The organism is Corynebacterium pollutisoli, from assembly GCF_900177745.1.
Lineage (GTDB): Bacteria > Actinomycetota > Actinomycetes > Mycobacteriales > Mycobacteriaceae > Corynebacterium > Corynebacterium pollutisoli.
On record NZ_FXAR01000001.1, the window covers coordinates 239,499 to 253,854 of the forward strand.

15 protein-coding genes are annotated in these 14,356 nt (G+C 69.1%); 5 read left to right on the plus strand and 10 right to left on the minus strand.

Going from position 1 to position 14,356, the window contains the following annotated elements:
* Nucleotides 1–11 precede the first annotated feature (11 nt).
* From B9Y70_RS01175 to B9Y70_RS01185, 3 genes are read right to left on the minus strand one after another with little or no spacing between them, the layout of a single operon-like run.
* The gene (locus tag B9Y70_RS01175) at nt 12–968 is read right to left on the minus strand and encodes an ABC transporter permease (protein WP_085548414.1); all 957 of its coding nucleotides are present in this window, start codon (nt 966–968) and stop codon (nt 12–14) included.
* Nucleotides 965–2,497, minus strand: coding sequence for a sugar ABC transporter ATP-binding protein (locus B9Y70_RS01180; RefSeq protein WP_085548415.1), 1,533 nt, complete (start codon nt 2,495–2,497; stop codon nt 965–967). Before B9Y70_RS01180 ends, B9Y70_RS01175 begins: the two co-directional genes overlap by 4 nt.
* The gene (locus B9Y70_RS01185) at nt 2,490–3,491 is read right to left on the minus strand and encodes a LacI family DNA-binding transcriptional regulator (RefSeq protein ID WP_085548416.1); all 1,002 of its coding nucleotides are present in this window, start codon (nt 3,489–3,491) and stop codon (nt 2,490–2,492) included. Before B9Y70_RS01185 ends, B9Y70_RS01180 begins: the two co-directional genes overlap by 8 nt.
* A 135-nt stretch (nt 3,492–3,626) precedes the next feature.
* Here B9Y70_RS01185 and B9Y70_RS01190 point away from each other — a divergent pair, with 135 nt between their 5' ends.
* The 3 genes from B9Y70_RS01190 to thpR are packed head-to-tail and all read left to right on the plus strand — an operon-like array spanning nt 3,627 to nt 5,513.
* The gene (locus B9Y70_RS01190; RefSeq protein WP_085548417.1) at nt 3,627–4,505 is read left to right on the plus strand and encodes an ADP-ribosylglycohydrolase family protein; all 879 of its coding nucleotides are present in this window, start codon (nt 3,627–3,629) and stop codon (nt 4,503–4,505) included.
* Nucleotides 4,506–4,508: 3 nt separating this feature from the next.
* Nucleotides 4,509–4,982: a hypothetical protein gene (locus B9Y70_RS01195; protein ID WP_085548418.1), complete on the plus strand. Its 474-nt coding sequence runs from the start codon at nt 4,509–4,511 to the stop codon at nt 4,980–4,982.
* A 3-nt stretch (nt 4,983–4,985) separates the two neighbouring features.
* Nucleotides 4,986–5,513 carry an RNA 2',3'-cyclic phosphodiesterase gene (thpR, locus tag B9Y70_RS01200; protein ID WP_085548419.1) on the plus strand — a complete coding sequence of 176 codons (528 nt, stop codon included), beginning with the start codon at nt 4,986–4,988 and terminating at the stop codon, nt 5,511–5,513.
* Here the strand turns inward: thpR and B9Y70_RS01205 are convergent.
* The 6 genes from B9Y70_RS01205 to B9Y70_RS01230 all read right to left on the minus strand — a co-directional run bounded on the left by B9Y70_RS01205 (nt 5,510) and on the right by B9Y70_RS01230 (nt 11,918).
* Nucleotides 5,510–6,820: an HNH endonuclease signature motif containing protein gene (locus B9Y70_RS01205; RefSeq protein ID WP_085548420.1), complete on the minus strand. Its 1,311-nt coding sequence runs from the start codon at nt 6,818–6,820 to the stop codon at nt 5,510–5,512. The two genes, thpR and B9Y70_RS01205, sit on opposite strands and share 4 nt — an antisense overlap.
* Before the next feature lie 74 nt (nt 6,821–6,894).
* A complete protein-coding gene (locus B9Y70_RS01210) occupies nt 6,895–8,316 on the minus strand; it encodes a dipeptide ABC transporter ATP-binding protein (protein ID WP_085548421.1) in 1,422 nt (473 codons plus the stop codon).
* Nucleotides 8,313–9,128 carry an ABC transporter permease gene (locus tag B9Y70_RS01215; RefSeq protein WP_085548422.1) on the minus strand — a complete coding sequence of 272 codons (816 nt, stop codon included), beginning with the start codon at nt 9,126–9,128 and terminating at the stop codon, nt 8,313–8,315. The genes B9Y70_RS01210 and B9Y70_RS01215 overlap by 4 nt, the downstream gene beginning before the upstream one ends.
* Nucleotides 9,125–10,042: an ABC transporter permease gene (locus tag B9Y70_RS01220; RefSeq protein ID WP_085548423.1), complete on the minus strand. Its 918-nt coding sequence runs from the start codon at nt 10,040–10,042 to the stop codon at nt 9,125–9,127. Before B9Y70_RS01220 ends, B9Y70_RS01215 begins: the two co-directional genes overlap by 4 nt.
* Complete coding sequence (locus B9Y70_RS01225) at nt 10,039–11,532, minus strand: ABC transporter substrate-binding protein (RefSeq protein ID WP_085548424.1); 1,494 nt, start codon at nt 11,530–11,532, stop codon at nt 10,039–10,041. Before B9Y70_RS01225 ends, B9Y70_RS01220 begins: the two co-directional genes overlap by 4 nt.
* Before the next feature lie 20 nt (nt 11,533–11,552).
* Nucleotides 11,553–11,918, minus strand: coding sequence for a UTRA domain-containing protein (locus B9Y70_RS01230; protein ID WP_085548804.1), 366 nt, complete (start codon nt 11,916–11,918; stop codon nt 11,553–11,555).
* Between B9Y70_RS01230 and B9Y70_RS01235 the strand changes: the two genes are divergently transcribed.
* A complete protein-coding gene (locus tag B9Y70_RS01235; RefSeq protein WP_240309081.1) occupies nt 11,838–12,575 on the plus strand; it encodes a zinc-binding dehydrogenase in 738 nt (245 codons plus the stop codon). The two genes, B9Y70_RS01230 and B9Y70_RS01235, sit on opposite strands and share 81 nt — an antisense overlap.
* Here B9Y70_RS01235 and B9Y70_RS01240 read toward each other — a convergent pair.
* The gene (locus B9Y70_RS01240; RefSeq protein ID WP_085548426.1) at nt 12,559–13,302 is read right to left on the minus strand and encodes a GntR family transcriptional regulator; all 744 of its coding nucleotides are present in this window, start codon (nt 13,300–13,302) and stop codon (nt 12,559–12,561) included. The genes B9Y70_RS01235 and B9Y70_RS01240 overlap by 17 nt on opposite strands.
* 132 nt (nt 13,303–13,434) lie before the next feature.
* Between B9Y70_RS01240 and B9Y70_RS01245 the strand changes: the two genes are divergently transcribed.
* Complete coding sequence (locus B9Y70_RS01245) at nt 13,435–14,343, plus strand: AEC family transporter (RefSeq protein WP_085548427.1); 909 nt, start codon at nt 13,435–13,437, stop codon at nt 14,341–14,343.
* The last annotated feature ends 13 nt before the right edge of the window (nt 14,344–14,356 follow it).

The window sequence follows — 14,356 nt, forward strand, 5'->3', positions numbered from 1 at the left end:
GGGGAGGGTTGCTAGGTGGTGGTCTTCTTGCGCAGCACGTCGAAGCCGACGGCCAGGGCGATGACGAGGCCGATGACGATCTGCTGCCAGAAGGAGGAGACGTTGAGGAGGTTGAGGCCGTTACGGATGACGGCCAGCAGGATGGCGCCGATGAGCGTGCCGGTCGCCTTACCGGTACCGCCCGCCAGGGAGGCACCGCCGATGACGACGGCCGCGATGGCGTCCAGCTCATAACCGACGCCGGCCTGCGGCTGCGCCGAGGAGAGACGACCGGCCATGACCAGGCCGGCGAGGCCGGCGAACAGGCCCGACAGGGCGTAGACGGTGACGAGGATCTTCTTCACCGGCAGACCGGAGAGGCGGGCCGCCTCCACGTTGCCGCCGATGGCGTACATCGACCGGCCCAGCACCGTGCGGGAGAGGATGAACCAGCACACGAAACCGGCGATGACCATCATGACGATCGGGATCGGGATGCCTCCCACCGTGCGGCCCAGCCAGTTGACGGTCGGGGCGGTGGCCATGGGGGAGCCCTGCGAGATGACCAGGGTGGCGCCGCGGGCGATGGACATCATCGCCAGGGTGGCGATGAACGCCGGCAACTTTCCGTACGCCGTGGCGATGCCGCTGATGGCACCGGCGAGCAGGCCCGTGAGCAGGCCCGCGATGAGCGTGAGCCAGCCGGGCAGCCCGGCGTCGACCCAGAACCAGGCGGAGACCATCGCGCCGAGTGCGGCGACCGCGCCGACCGACAGGTCGATGCCGGCCGTGACGATGACGAAGGTCATGCCGAACGCCAGGATGGCCACGGTCGCGGCCTGGATGCCGATGTTGAGGAAGTTGTTGACGGTGAGGAAGTGCGGGGTGGCGATGAACAGGGCGACGCACAGGACGACGAGTCCCACCAGGGCGCCGTTGTTCATCACCCAGTTGAGCACCTTCTGCCCGGAGGAAGTGGTGGTGGTCATCGGTTCTCCTTGTCGAGGTGATCGAGGGTTTCAGAGGTGAGGGCGTCGTCGATCTGGGAGACCGCGAGCGCCATCACCTCGTCCTGGGTGGCGGTGTTGGGGAGTTCTCCGGCGAGTCGACCTCCCGACATGACGAGCACGCGGTCCGACATCCCGAGCACCTCCGGCAACTCGCTGGAGACCATGAGGACGGCGCCGCCCGCGGCGGTGAGTTCATTGATGATGTTGTAAATCTCCACCTTGGCGCCGACGTCGACGCCGCGGGTGGGCTCGTCGAGAAGCAGCACCCGGGAGCCGGCGAGGACCCAGCGGCCGAAGACGGCCTTCTGCTGGTTGCCGCCGGAGAGGTTGCGGATCTCCTGGTCGAGGCCCGCCATCCGGATGCGCAGTTTCTCGGCGACCTCCGCGGAGCGGCGCTTCTGCCCGCTGCGGTCGGCGAGGCCGAACTTCGCGGTGGAGCGGAGGGTGGCCAGGCCGAGGTTCTCCTCGACGCTGGCCCCGAGCACCAGGCCCTGGGCCTTGCGGTCCTCGGGCACGTGGCCGACGCCGCGGCGGATGGCCTCGGCGATGTCGTTGTGCCGCAGGTCCTTCCCCTCGATGCGGACGGTGCCGGAGTCGATGGGGTCGGCACCCGCGATGGCGCGCACCACCTCGGTGCGACCGGCGCCGACCAGCCCGGCGACACCGACGACCTCACCGGCGCGGACCTGGAAAGAGACATCCTGGAAGCGGCCGGCGGCGGTGAGGGAGTCGACGTCGAGAAGCACGTCCCCGACCTCGGGGACCACGCGGGGAAACTGGTCGTCGATGTCGCGGCCGACCATGAGGCGGACGAGTTCCTCCTCGGGGGTGTCGGCGGGGACCTCAGCGACGAACTCGCCGTCGCGCAGGACCGAGACGGTGTCGGCGATGCGTGCGATCTCGTCGAGGTGGTGGGAGATGAAGACCATGCCCACCCCCTTGGCCTTGAGGTCGTCGACGACGCTGAACAGCTGGTCGATCTCGTGGCCGGTGAGGGCCGCGGTGGGCTCGTCGAGGATGAGCATGCGGGCGTCCATGGACAGCGCCTTGGCGATCTCCACGAGCTGCTGCCGTGCGATGCCGAGTTCCCCGACCGGGGTGTCCAGGTCGACGTTGACGCCGATGATGTCGAGCGCGGCCTGCGCGCGGCGACGCAGCTCCCGGTAGTTGACCAGGCCGAACTTCTCGGGGGTGCGACCGAGCATGACGTTCTCGGCGACGGACATGGTGGGCACCAGGTTGAGTTCCTGGTGGATGGTGGCGATGCCGAGGGCCTCGGCCGCCTTCGTGGTGGGCAGGGTCGTGGGCTGTCCGTCGACGATGATCGTGCCGGAGTCGGGCTGGTAGACGCCCGACATCATCTTGATCAGCGTGGACTTGCCCGCGCCGTTCTCCCCGAGCAGGGCCGTGACCTTGCCCGGGTACACGGAGACGCTGACCTGGTCGATGACGTTGACGGGGCCGAAGGACTTGGAGACCTTCTCCAGTGTCAGCAGCGCTTCAGTCACGATGGTGCCTCCTTCGGGTGAAATCGCTGGATGGACGGATGATGAGGGTGGTGGGGGTCGTCGGCGCGGGCGGCGGCGACGTCCCCGACATGAGGTCGATGAGCAGGTGCAGCGCCCGGGTTCCCAGGTCGGCGACGTTCTGGTCGATGACCGTGACGGGGGAGGCCTGCAGGCGCATGGTGGAGTTGTCGTCGAAGCCGATGAGCGCGAGGTCACGGCCGATGGCGACCTGCCGCGCATGGCACGCCTCCAGAGCACCGACCGACATCATGGAGTCGCCCGCGATGATCGCCTCCACCCCGCGGTCGAGGAGGTCGAGGGTGCCCTGATGCCCCTCGGCGCGGTCGAATCCGCCGTGGTGGATCTCCCGCTTATCGACGCCGTGCCTCCCGCACGCCTCCTCAAAGGCCGCGAGTCGGCCCACGCCGGTGGACGTGGTCATGGGCCCGGAGAGGTAGCCGATGTGGTGGTGACCGCGCTCCAGGAGGTGGGCGACGGCGGCGTCGATTCCCGGGCGGGGGTCGGAGGCGATGGTGGGCAGGCCGGCGTCGGGAAGCTCGCGGTCGACGAGGACGACGGGCATGGGGAGGCGGGTGAAGGCGTCGTCGGAGCCGTTGTAGGGGACCGCGAGGATGCCGTCCACCTGCTGCGAGGCGAGGGTGCCCAGGGAGGTGGCGAGCTGGGCCGGATCCTCCGCCGTCGACGAGATGATGGTGGACAGGCCGTGGCGGGAGGCCTCCTGCTGGATGACGTGGGCCATCGTGGCGAAGAAGGGGTTGACCAGGCTGGGCACGGTCAGTCCGATGATGCTGGTGCGGGAGCTACGCAGGGCCCGGGCCTGGGCGTTCGGTTGGTAGTCGAGGTCGGCGGCGCAGGCGCGGACGCGGTCCCGGGTGGCCGGGGCGATGGCGGGGTTGTCGGCGAGGGCGCGGGAGGCGGTGGACACGGAGACCCCCGCGGCCGCGGCGACATCCTTCAGCGTGGCGCGTGCCATCGGGGGTCTCCTTCCTCGGTGCAATCGTTTGCATTCCCGTTTCCCATGAGGCTAATGTGAGGGCCGCGGCACCGTCAAGTGGTCCAGGTCACAGGTTGATTTCAGTTGTGCCGGGGCGCACGTACACTTGCTGCCATGACCATTCGCGATCGCGCCCTCGGCGCCTGGTACGGACAACTCATCGGCGACAACCTCGGCGCGCTCGTCGAATTCCGGCGCCCCGGCGAGATCGCCGCCGCCTACCCCGACGGCGTCCGCGAGATGGCCGACGGCGGCACCCACAACATCGCCGCCGGTCAGCCCACCGACGACTCCGAGATGGCCCTCGCCCTCGCCCGCTCACTGGTGCGCAACGGCGGCTACGACCGCGCCGACGTCCTCGCCTCCTACCGACGCTGGTACGACTCCCACCCCTTCGACATCGGCGCCACCATCAGCGGGGCGCTGCGCGGCCAGTTCAACGAGAACTCCCAGGCGAACGGCGCGCTCATGCGCATCTCCCCGGTGGCGATCGCCTATCACTCCGACCCCGCCACGGCCGCGTCGCTCGCGCGCACCGACGCCGCACTCACCCACCCCAACTCCTACTGCCTCGACGTCAACGCCGTGTGGACCGGGGTACTCGCCGGCGTGATCCGCGACGGTGCCGACCCGATGGAGCTCTTCCGCAACTACGGCTGCGAGGGCCTGGCCGACGACGAGCCCGGCGACACCGTCACCCAGGAGGGGTGGGTCCGCCACGCCTTCACCCTCACCGTCCACGAGGCCTCCCGAGGTGACAGTTTCGAGGAGGCACTCGTCCGCACCATCGGCCGCGGCGGCGACACCGACACCAACGCCGCCATCGTCGGAGCCTTCCTCGGCGGCGTCCACGGAGTGTCGGGGATCCCGCAGCGCTGGCGCGACGCCATCGACACCTGCCGCCCCATCCGCAACCGCCCCGCCGAGTACCACCCGAACGACGCCGAGGAACTCGTCGACATGCTGCTCAAGGTCAACGCCGGTAGCGTCTAGCTCATGCTCATCCCTGAATGGATCGCCGCCGAGATCCACGCCGGCCGCACCGAACTGCAACCCATGCTCGACTCCGCCCCCTACGACCGTGCCGCCGTGCGCACCGTCGCCGCCTCCGGCGACTTCCAGATCGTCGACGGCCACGTCCGCATGGCCGACGTCCCCAGCCCGGGCACCTGGTTCCCGCAGCGCGAACCCACCCTCGTCGCCTCCTGGTCCCTGCCCGTGACCGTCACCGAGGAGCTGCTTGCCGACGCCGCCGTCCCCGTCCCCCTCGCCATCGGCTCCCTCGTGCAGGTCCACCGCCAGGGCCACCGCTCGCTGGACACCCGCCTCGGCCCCCAGGCCCTCATGATGGACGACACCGAGATCCGCCTCGGCTCCATCGCCCGCTTCCTCCGGGACCTCGGTGCCTCCGTCGGCGACACCGTCCACCTCCACTTCGACACGACAGGGAGTTTCGACGTCTCCCGCTGACACATGAAACGACTCTTCTCCGCCCTGCTCATCTCCCGCGAGGCACGTGAACACCTCGTCCACGCCCTCCGTCCCATCCGGGAGGCCAACCCCCGCGACCTGCGGTGGACCGACCCGGACAACTGGCACATCACCCTCGCCTTCTACGGGCAGATGCCCAACGACCACTCCGACCTGCTCGCGCACCTTGCCCAGGCGGCGGCTGCCTCGGGCCCGCTGTCCCTCCGGATCCACGGGGCCGGCTCCTTCGGGCACCGCACCCTGTGGATGGGCGTCGGCGGGGACGTCCGCCCGCTGCGTGCCCTCATGGCGGACACCCTCATCGAGGAATCCGACGCGCCGCAGAAGCCCCACCTGACCATCGCGCGGACACAGGAACGCTGGCTCGTCGGCGACCTCGTGCATGCACTGCTGGTCTACGACGGGCCGGAATTCCTGTGCGAGGAACTGGCGCTCGTGGAATCGACGCTCGGCGAAGGGCGCTCGGGTGGGCCCCGGTACGAGGTGCTGGAACGGGTGAGGCTGGGTTAGAAGGGTGGGGGATCGTCGTCCGGTGGGGGTGGGGTGAACAACCCGGCCCGCCGTTCGAAATCCCGTCTGTCCTGGGAGTTCTCCCGGGTGCGTTCCTCGCGGTTCTGCTTCCGCTGGGCCACCGTCTGCAGCCAGCGACGCTCCTTGAGGGACAGGGGGCCGCGGGGTTCGGACACCACCCACGTCCCGTCCTCGTAGAGGAGATACTTCTCCCTGGTGAACGGGTCGATGAGATAGATGACCCGCCCATCCGTCTTCACGTTGTGGTGGGTGGAGCAGAAGGCGGCCAGATTCGCCGCGGTGGTCGGTCCGCCCTCGTCGTGGTTGATCCGGTGCTCCATCTGGGCGCGGTGGGCCGGGGTGTCACAGCCTGCCTCGGTGCACACGCCGTCGAACCCGATGACCACGGCGCGGATGTCATCCGGGGTGGCGTATCCGTCGACCGCCCTGTCGTACAGCTCGTCCATGTCCTGGAACTTCGAGGCGCGGGCGACCAACTCGTCGGTGACGGTGGGGTTGAGGTACCCCACGCCGGACATCCAGCCGGGGGCGTCCGGGATGTCGTGCGCGCGGTAGATGTTGAGGGTGACGTTCGTCGTGCCCTCCCCGCGGACGAGAGCGGCCAGGGCCTCGGGCTGCCCGATGTTGTGGGCGACGGCGTACTTGCGTACGCGTTCCTCGATCTCCATGCCGGTCACGGCGTCGGTCTCGAGGGTGAGGTAGGAACGGTCCGCGTCGTAGCCGACGGAGAAGTTGTCCTTCGGATCCGGCAGGGGGTCGCCGTTCTCCGAGACGGAGGTGTCGAAGGTCTGGATGATGGCGTTGAGCTTCTTGCTGATCTGCCCCGGGGTGGGCAGGTTCTGGTTCGCGCGGGTCGGGGTGAGGAAGGTGGCGAGCTCCTCGTCGACGACGGCCATGTGCTCCGCGTTGCCGGCGTCGATCTTGTCGAGGACCGAGTCGATCGTCTTGAGCCGGGTCATGTCCAGGTGGAAGTGGCGCTCCTGGACCGCCTTGAGCCGGGGGAGCTGCCGGATGCGGCGGTGGGCGAAGATGGCGGACGTGATGAAGGTGTCACCGCGCCCGGTGGACCTGCGCAGGCGGGCGAGGGCGAGACGGTAGTCGGCGTCATCGTCGGGCAGTTCCTCCTGCCACATCTCGTAGTCCTCGCGCCGGGCGCGGGTGCCGCGCACCGCAGCCTTGTCGTGGCGGCTGGAGACGGAGTAGTACGCCGAGGGGTGCAGGAGGTCGAACACCTCCCGCTCGACCCCCGACTTGATCGCCTCGGCCACGGCCGGATCCAGTGTCATCGTCGTCAACATTCACACCCCCTCGTCTGTATGTTCGACTCCACCATAGAACAGATGATCGAACTCCGCAAGGGTCAGATTCGAGGAATGGCCGCCAGCAGGGATTTCGTGTACTCGTGCCGGGGATTCGCCCAGATCTCCTCGGTGGGACCGTGCTCCACGATGCGCCCCTGGTACATCACCGCCACCGTCGAACACACCTCGCGGACCACGGAGAGATCGTGCGAGATGAATAGCAGGGTGAGGCCGTACTCGTCGACCAGCTCGTCGAGAAGCTCGAGGACCTGGGCCCGGACGGAGGCGTCGAGGGCGGAGACGGGCTCGTCGGCAAGCAGGATCTCGGGCTTGCCGGCGACAGCGCGGGCGATGGAGATGCGCTGGCGCTGCCCGCCGGAGAACTGGTGCGGGTAGCGTTCAACGGCATCGGCGGGCAGCCCGACCTCGGACAACACCTCGAGGACACGGGCGCGGTCGCCACCTCCCTCGGCGACGGAACGGCCGACCCGCAGGCGGGGATTGAGGGAGGAGCGGGGATCCTGGAAGACGACCTGGACGCCGGCGTCGACAAGCACGTGACCCTGGTCGGGGAGGTCGAGACCCGCGACCTGGCGGAGCAGCGTCGTCTTGCCGGAACCGGAACCGCCGACGACACCGAGGCGTTCGCCACGGCGGACCACCAGGGACACGTCGTCGAGGGCCGTCGTCGTGCCGTACCGGCGGGTGACGTTCTCCAGGGTGATCACGGGGGCCCCGACCGCGCGGATCTCCGCCGGCTCACCGGGTAGGGAGGCCGCGACGAGGCGCTGCGTGTAGGGATGTTCGGGGGCGCGCAGGACCTGCTCCGTCGTGCCGGACTCGACGATCGCCCCCTCCGACATGACGAGGACACGGCGGCACATCCGGTTGATCACCCCGAGGTCGTGGGTGATGAACAGCAGCGAGACACCGAGCTCATCGACGAGGTGGTCGAGCAGATCGAGGACCTGATCCTGGACGGTGACGTCGAGGGCGGTGGTGGGCTCGTCGCAGATGAGCAGGTCGGGATCCTGCGCGATGGCCATCGCGATAAGCACGCGCTGACGCTGCCCACCGGACAGCTCGTGCGGGTAGGCGTTCATGCGGGCCGGGTCGAGGGAGACGCGCTCGAAGAGGTCGGTGACGTCGTCGCGGTCGGCGGCCTCGGCGACCTGCTTACCGACGGTCATCAGCGGGTCCAGCGCCGTCATCGGCTCCTGGAACACCATGGAGACCACCTTGCCGCGCAGGGGGCGCATGCGGCGGTCGCTCAGGCCGATGAGCTCCTGCCCCTCGAGGACCACGGAGCCGGTGGCGGTGAGGCCGCGCGGCAGCAGACCCATGATCGACAGGGCGGTGAGAGACTTACCGGAGCCGGATTCACCGATGAGCCCGACGCGCTCGCCGCGGCCGACGGTGAGGGAGATGCCGTCGAGAAGCCCGTCCCCGACGCGGAGATCAGTCACGGAGAGGATGGTCATCGTCGGCTCCTGGAGGGATCGAGGACGTCACGCAGGCCGTCGCCGAGGAGGTTGAACCCCAGCACGGTGAGCGCGATAGCCAGACCCGGCCACAGCGCCAGCTGTGGGGCGGAACCCAGCGAGGCCTGCGCCGACTGCAGCATGCGTCCCCACGACGGGTCGGGCGGGGAGGTGCCCAGACCGAGGAAGCTCAGCGCCGCCTCCGCGAGGATCGCCAGCGCGAACGCCACCGACGCCTGCACGATGATGACTCCGGCGATGTTCGGCAGCACGTGCCGCCCCGCGATGACCAGCTCGGGTACCCGGGAGACGCGGGCGGAGGCGATGAAGTCCTGCGTCATGATCTGCAGCGTGCCGGCGCGGGCGACGCGGGCGAAACCGGGGATGCCCGCGATGCCGATCGCCACCATTGCCGTGAGCGTCGACGCCCCGAATGCGGCCCCCGCGACGATCGCCAGCAGCAGCGCCGGGAACGCCAGCATGAGGTCCATGCCGCGCATGATGAACGCCTCCGCCCACCCGCGCCGCATGCCCGCCGCGATACCGAGCGGCACACCGAACAGCGCGGAGATGCCCACCGCGACCAACCCGACGAAGAGAGTGATCTGGGCCCCCGCCATGATGCGGGAGAACACGTCGCGGCCGTAGCGGTCGGTGCCCATGAGGTGCTCCGCCGAGGAACCGAGCAGGCGGTCGGCGGGCATCGCGTGGACGGGGTCGTAGGGGGTCCACACCAGGGAGACCAGAGCGAACAGCACCGTGACGGCGACGATGACCGCCCCGATCCACCCGGAGACAGGCAGCCTTCTCATGTGCTCCTCCTGATCCGCGGGTCGATGAGGCGGTAGGTCACGTCGACGATGAGGTTGACCGTCAGCGTGAACACCACGAGCAGCATGACGATCGTCTGCACCGCCGTCAGGTCACGCCGCGCCACCGAGTCCAGCAGCATCGAACCCAGTCCCGGGATGAGGAAGACGCGCTCGATGACCACCGCGCCGACGATGAGACTCGTCAGCTGCAGGCCCGCCACCGTGAGCACTGGCAGAGCGGCGTTGCGGAGCCCGTGCCTCCACAACGCCTCGCTTATCGACGCCCCCGTGCTCCGCGCCGTCCGTATGAACTCCCGGTCCAGCACCTCGAGGACCGCGGAACGGACATAGCGGGTGAGGATCGCCGCCTGCACCAGCGTCAGCGCGATGACCGGCAGGATGATGCGCTGCAGGAAGCCGAGGAAGTCCGTGCCCGGGGGAATCCACCCGTTGGCCGGCACCCACCCGAGGTGCACCGAGAACACGGTGACCAGCAGGATACCGGTGAGGAAGGAGGGGATGGCGATGCCGATCTGGGCCAGCGTCGGCAGGACGCGGTTGGCGGTCCACATACCCAGTGGCAGGGCGATGAGCAGGGAGAGCACCATCGCCAGGCCGCAGAGGATGAGGGATACCTGGGCCCGGTCGATGATGAGCGGGGTGATGTCCTGCCGCGAAGCCAGCGACATCCCGAAGTCACCCGTGAGCAGGCCACCCACCCAGTCGAGGTACTGGACGACGAGCGGCCGGTCGGTACCCAGCTGCCTCGCCAGGGCCTCCACGGCCTCGTCGGTGGCGGTGACGCCGAGGGCGACGCGCGCCGGGTCGCCGGGAATGAGGCGCAGCAGGAGGAAGATCACCACCGACGCCAGGAACAGGGACAGGACGAACCTGAGGAGCACGCGCGCGATCATCGCTTCTCCATTCCGGCCAGGGCGAGGGCGTCGGTGACCACGGTCGGGGCGACGCCGCTCACCCCCGGCGCGGTGACGACAATATTGGGCAGGTTGAAGACGGTGAGCGCCCCGGCGTCGGACATGATGGCGGACACCGCCGACTCCATGTGGTCGACCTGCTCCTCGACGGTGACGGCCGTGTCAGCGGCGAGGAGATCGGCGCGGACCTGCTCATTGTCGTAACCGAGGTAGTAGCCGGGGTTGCCGAACAGTGCGGGGATGTCGCGGGCCTCGACGTGGGCGATGATCGACATGTCGTAGTTCTTCGCCGTCATCACCTCCGCCAGCCACACGGCCGGGAACTCGACGGTCTCCAGGCGGACCCGGAACCCGACGTCGCGCAGCTGCGAGTAGAGCAGCTCCGAGATGTTCTGGGCGTAGGGGAGGGAGGGCAGGGAGATGGTGATCTCGGGTGCGCGGCCGTCGAGAAGCTCGCGGGCCCGGTCGGGATCGAACGGGGCGTGGTCCTCGCCGGTGAACCACGGGTCGGTCGGAGGGACGGGGGCGCCGCCGGTGTCGGTGGCCAGTCCCTCCCACACGACCTGGTTGACGGCCGCGCGGTCGACGGCGTGGAGGACGGCCTGCCGGACGGTCGGATCGTCGAAGGGGGCGCGCTGATTGTTCATGGAGATGAGCACCTCACCGTTGGTGGTGCCCACCTCGACGGAGTAGTCCTCCGGCAGGGTGTCCAGGAGCTCCGGGGCCTGCATCGCCCACACGAGGTCGATGTCACCGGAGCGCAGGGCGTTGACGGCGGAGGTGGCGTCGGAGAAGTAGCGGATCGCGGCGTTCTGCTTCGCGGGCTCGCCCCAGTAGTCGTCCCGCCGGGCGAACGTGATCGACTCGCCCACCGCGAAACGGCCCAGCGTGTACGGTCCGGTGCCCACGGGGCGGGTCGCGAGCGTGTCGACGCCCGACGGCGACATCATCGCCCCCGTCAACGTGCCCATCGACCACAGCCAGTGGTGCGAGGGGCGCTCGAGGGTGACGCGCAGGGTGTGATCGTCGAGCACCTCCACCCCGGTGACGACGTCCATCTGCGACTTCAGTCCGTTGGTCCACGATTCCTGCACGTACTCGATGGAGAACTTCGCGGTGTCGGCAGTGAAGGGCGTGCCGTCGGAGAAGGTGACGCCCTGACGCAGGTGGAAGGTGTACTCGGTGGCGTCCTCGGACACGTCCCACGAGGTGGCGAGGAGGGGGGTGACCTCGCCGGCGTCGTCGATACGCACGAGACCCTCGTAGATGTTGGCCATGAGGGCCTGCGGGATGGCGGCTCCACCGGTCGTGGTGAAGTCGAGCGAGGCGGGCACACCCGTGGTGCCGAGCACCAGCGACTCCTGCCCGGCGACGCGGCCGACCTCCGTGGCCGTGGAGCCGGCGGAGCAGGCCGTGGTCACGAGTCCGGCCAGGACCGCCCACGTGGCGAGCACACGACGAACTGTCATGTCTGCGACGTTAGTCGATCTCAGCCGCTGATCATCGACAACCCGGAGGGGGAATTCCGGGTGGAGTTGAGGGTGAAACTCGCCTCGGTGTGCAGGTAGCGGTCATCTGACGACTCAATCGGCGTGCCGTCGGTCGTGAAGGCCCGGCGCCGGACCCGGAGGAGGGGGGTTCCCTCGGGGACCCGCAGGAGCTCCGCGTCCTCTGCGGTGGCGCCGATCGAGTCGATGGTGCGGGTGGCGGTGTCGATGTTGTCGTGGAGAGCCGCCGGGAGGGGATCGCCCCCGGGCAGCGGGTGGTGTTCTCTGTGACCGCGTCCTGCGGTGAGTGCCCGATGTGTCGCCGGGGGCTCACCGCCAAGTGTGTTCAGGTCCGCAAGACGGGGCATGAGGCGGTGGACAGCGCGTGGCCCCTGTCGGGTACCTATGCCACGCACATCCACCTGCTCGCCGGTCAGGCGGTGGAGGAGGTTCCCGGGCGGATCCCCGACGCCGTCGCCTCGACCGCGGGGTGTGCGGTGGCCACCGTCATGGCGGCGTTGGAGCAGGCGGGCGACCTGTGCGGGCGTTCCGTCCTCGTCACCGGTGTGGGCATGCTCGGCATGATCGCGGTGGTGGCGGCCCGGGCGGGGGGGGGTGCCAGGCGGATCATCGCCTCGGACCCGGATCCGCGCAGTCGTGCCCTGGTGGCGGATCTCGCCGATGTGGTCAGTGGGCCCGGTGGCGGGCACCTCGTGGACGTCTCCCTGGAGTTCTCGGGTGCAGCGTCGGCGGTCGGCGAATGCCTCGCGTCGCTGGACATCGGAGGTCGGGCTGTGCTGGCGGGGACGGTGGCGCCGGTCGGCGACGTGCAGGTTGACCCGGAGTGGCTGGTCCGGGGGTGGCGGACGGTGACGGGTGTGCACAACTACGAGCCGCGGCACCTCGAGGAGGCGGTCGCGTTCCTCGACTCCGAGGGCGACGGGCCCGTCCCCCTCGACCGACTCCCCGAGGTTTTCGCGACAGCCTCACCGGCCGCCCGCGTCGTCATCACAACAGTAGGCTGAAGCACGCCGGCGAGGGGGTGCCGCGCACGGTGTTGAGGCTGAGGGTGAGGTTCTCCGCGGGGAAGCAGTGGTCGGCGAAGGAGATGATCCGGCCGTACTGGTCGGAGGCGGCCATGCGGACGCGCAGCAGCGGCTCCCCGACTCCGACGCCGAGGAGTTCGGCCTGCTCCTCCCGGGCGACGGTGGCGGAGATGCAGCGGGCGAGGTTGTCGACGACGATGTCGCGCTCCACCAGGTGCCGGTAGACCGATTCGGTGTCGGTGTCGAGGTCGAGGATGTGGCGGCCGATCTCCACGGGGAAGTAGATGGTCTCGATGGCGATCGGCTCATCGTCGGCGGTGCGCAGGCGGCGCAGCGTGATGACGTGGGCACCCGGGTCGATCCGCAGGTGGTCGGCGATCTCCTCGTCGGCGGGCTGGCGGGCGAGCAGCAGGGTCTGCTGGCCGGGTATGAGTCCGTGGGATTCGAGCCAGGCGGTGATGGACACGGAGGAGTCGAAGGAGCCGCTGGCGGAGCGGGCGAGCACGGTGGAGCGGCGGCCGCGGCCGGTGGAGATCATGCCCTCGGTGCGCAGCAGCATCATGGCCTGCCGGACCGGGCCGCGTGATGAGCCGAACTGTTCGCAGAGTTCCGCCTCCGAGGGCAGCTCGTCGCCGGTCTGGAGCTGTCCGTTGTTGATCGCCTCACGGATGTGGGCGGCGATCTTCTGGTCGCGCTGCGACGCCATGGTGTCGGGATCTCCATTGGTATGGTGTGGAAAAGTCAATACATTTCCGATGCAACTAAAGCGGGATATGGACTGACACTAGCGGATAACGAGGAGATCGCAATCACTGGGTGTGCGTTAGGGTAAACCCTTGTGATGGAGGTACTCGCCGGTTTCGGTGTCGTGGTGGCGGTGATCGCCGTCGGTTACCTGCTGGGACGCACCGACGCCCTCGGCCCCGGGGCCCGCCGCGCGCTGGCCAACCTCGTCTATCTTGTGGCCACACCCGCCCTGCTCTTCGACATCCTCCTGCGCACCGACCCCCGGACGATCGTCTCGGAGAACTTCGCCGTCGTCGCCGGCTCCGCCCTCATCGCGGGCCTGATCGGTTTCCTCCTCTTCCGCCTGCGGGGGAGGAGCGCACCCGACAGTCTCATCGGCATGCTGGCGTCCTCGTACGCCAACGCCGGCAACCTCGGTATCCCGCTCGCGGTCTACATTCTTGACGACGCCGCCGTGGTTATCCCCGTCATCCTCTTCCAGGTCGCGTTCTACGCGCCGGTCACGCTCACCACCCTGGACATGCTGCACCACTCCCGGCGGTCGACCCTGGCGCGCAACATCGCCGTGGCCTTCCGCAACCCCATGCTGCTCGCCGCCCTGGCGGGACTGCTCATCGGCTTCCTGCGGATCCCGGTGCCCGCGGCGCTCAGCGAACCGGTGTCGCTGCTCGCCGGTGCCTCCGTCCCTGTCGCGCTGCTGGTGTTCGGTATGTCGCTCGTGGGTTCACGGGTGCTGCTGCGCGGGGATGTCCTCCTGGCGGTGGCCCTGAAGAATCTTCTCCAGCCGCTGGTCTCCGGCCTGCTGGCCCACTACGTCTTCGGTCTGACGGGCCCGGCCCTGTTCGCGCTGGTGGTACTCGGCGCGCTGCCGACCGCCCAGAATGTCCTCACCTACGCCCTCCGTTTCCGCACCAACGAGATCCTGGCCCGGGATGTCGGGGTGGTGTCCACCCTCGTGTCGCTGCCCGTGCTCGTCCTCGTGACCGTGCTGCTTGGGTAGCATCTCCCACATC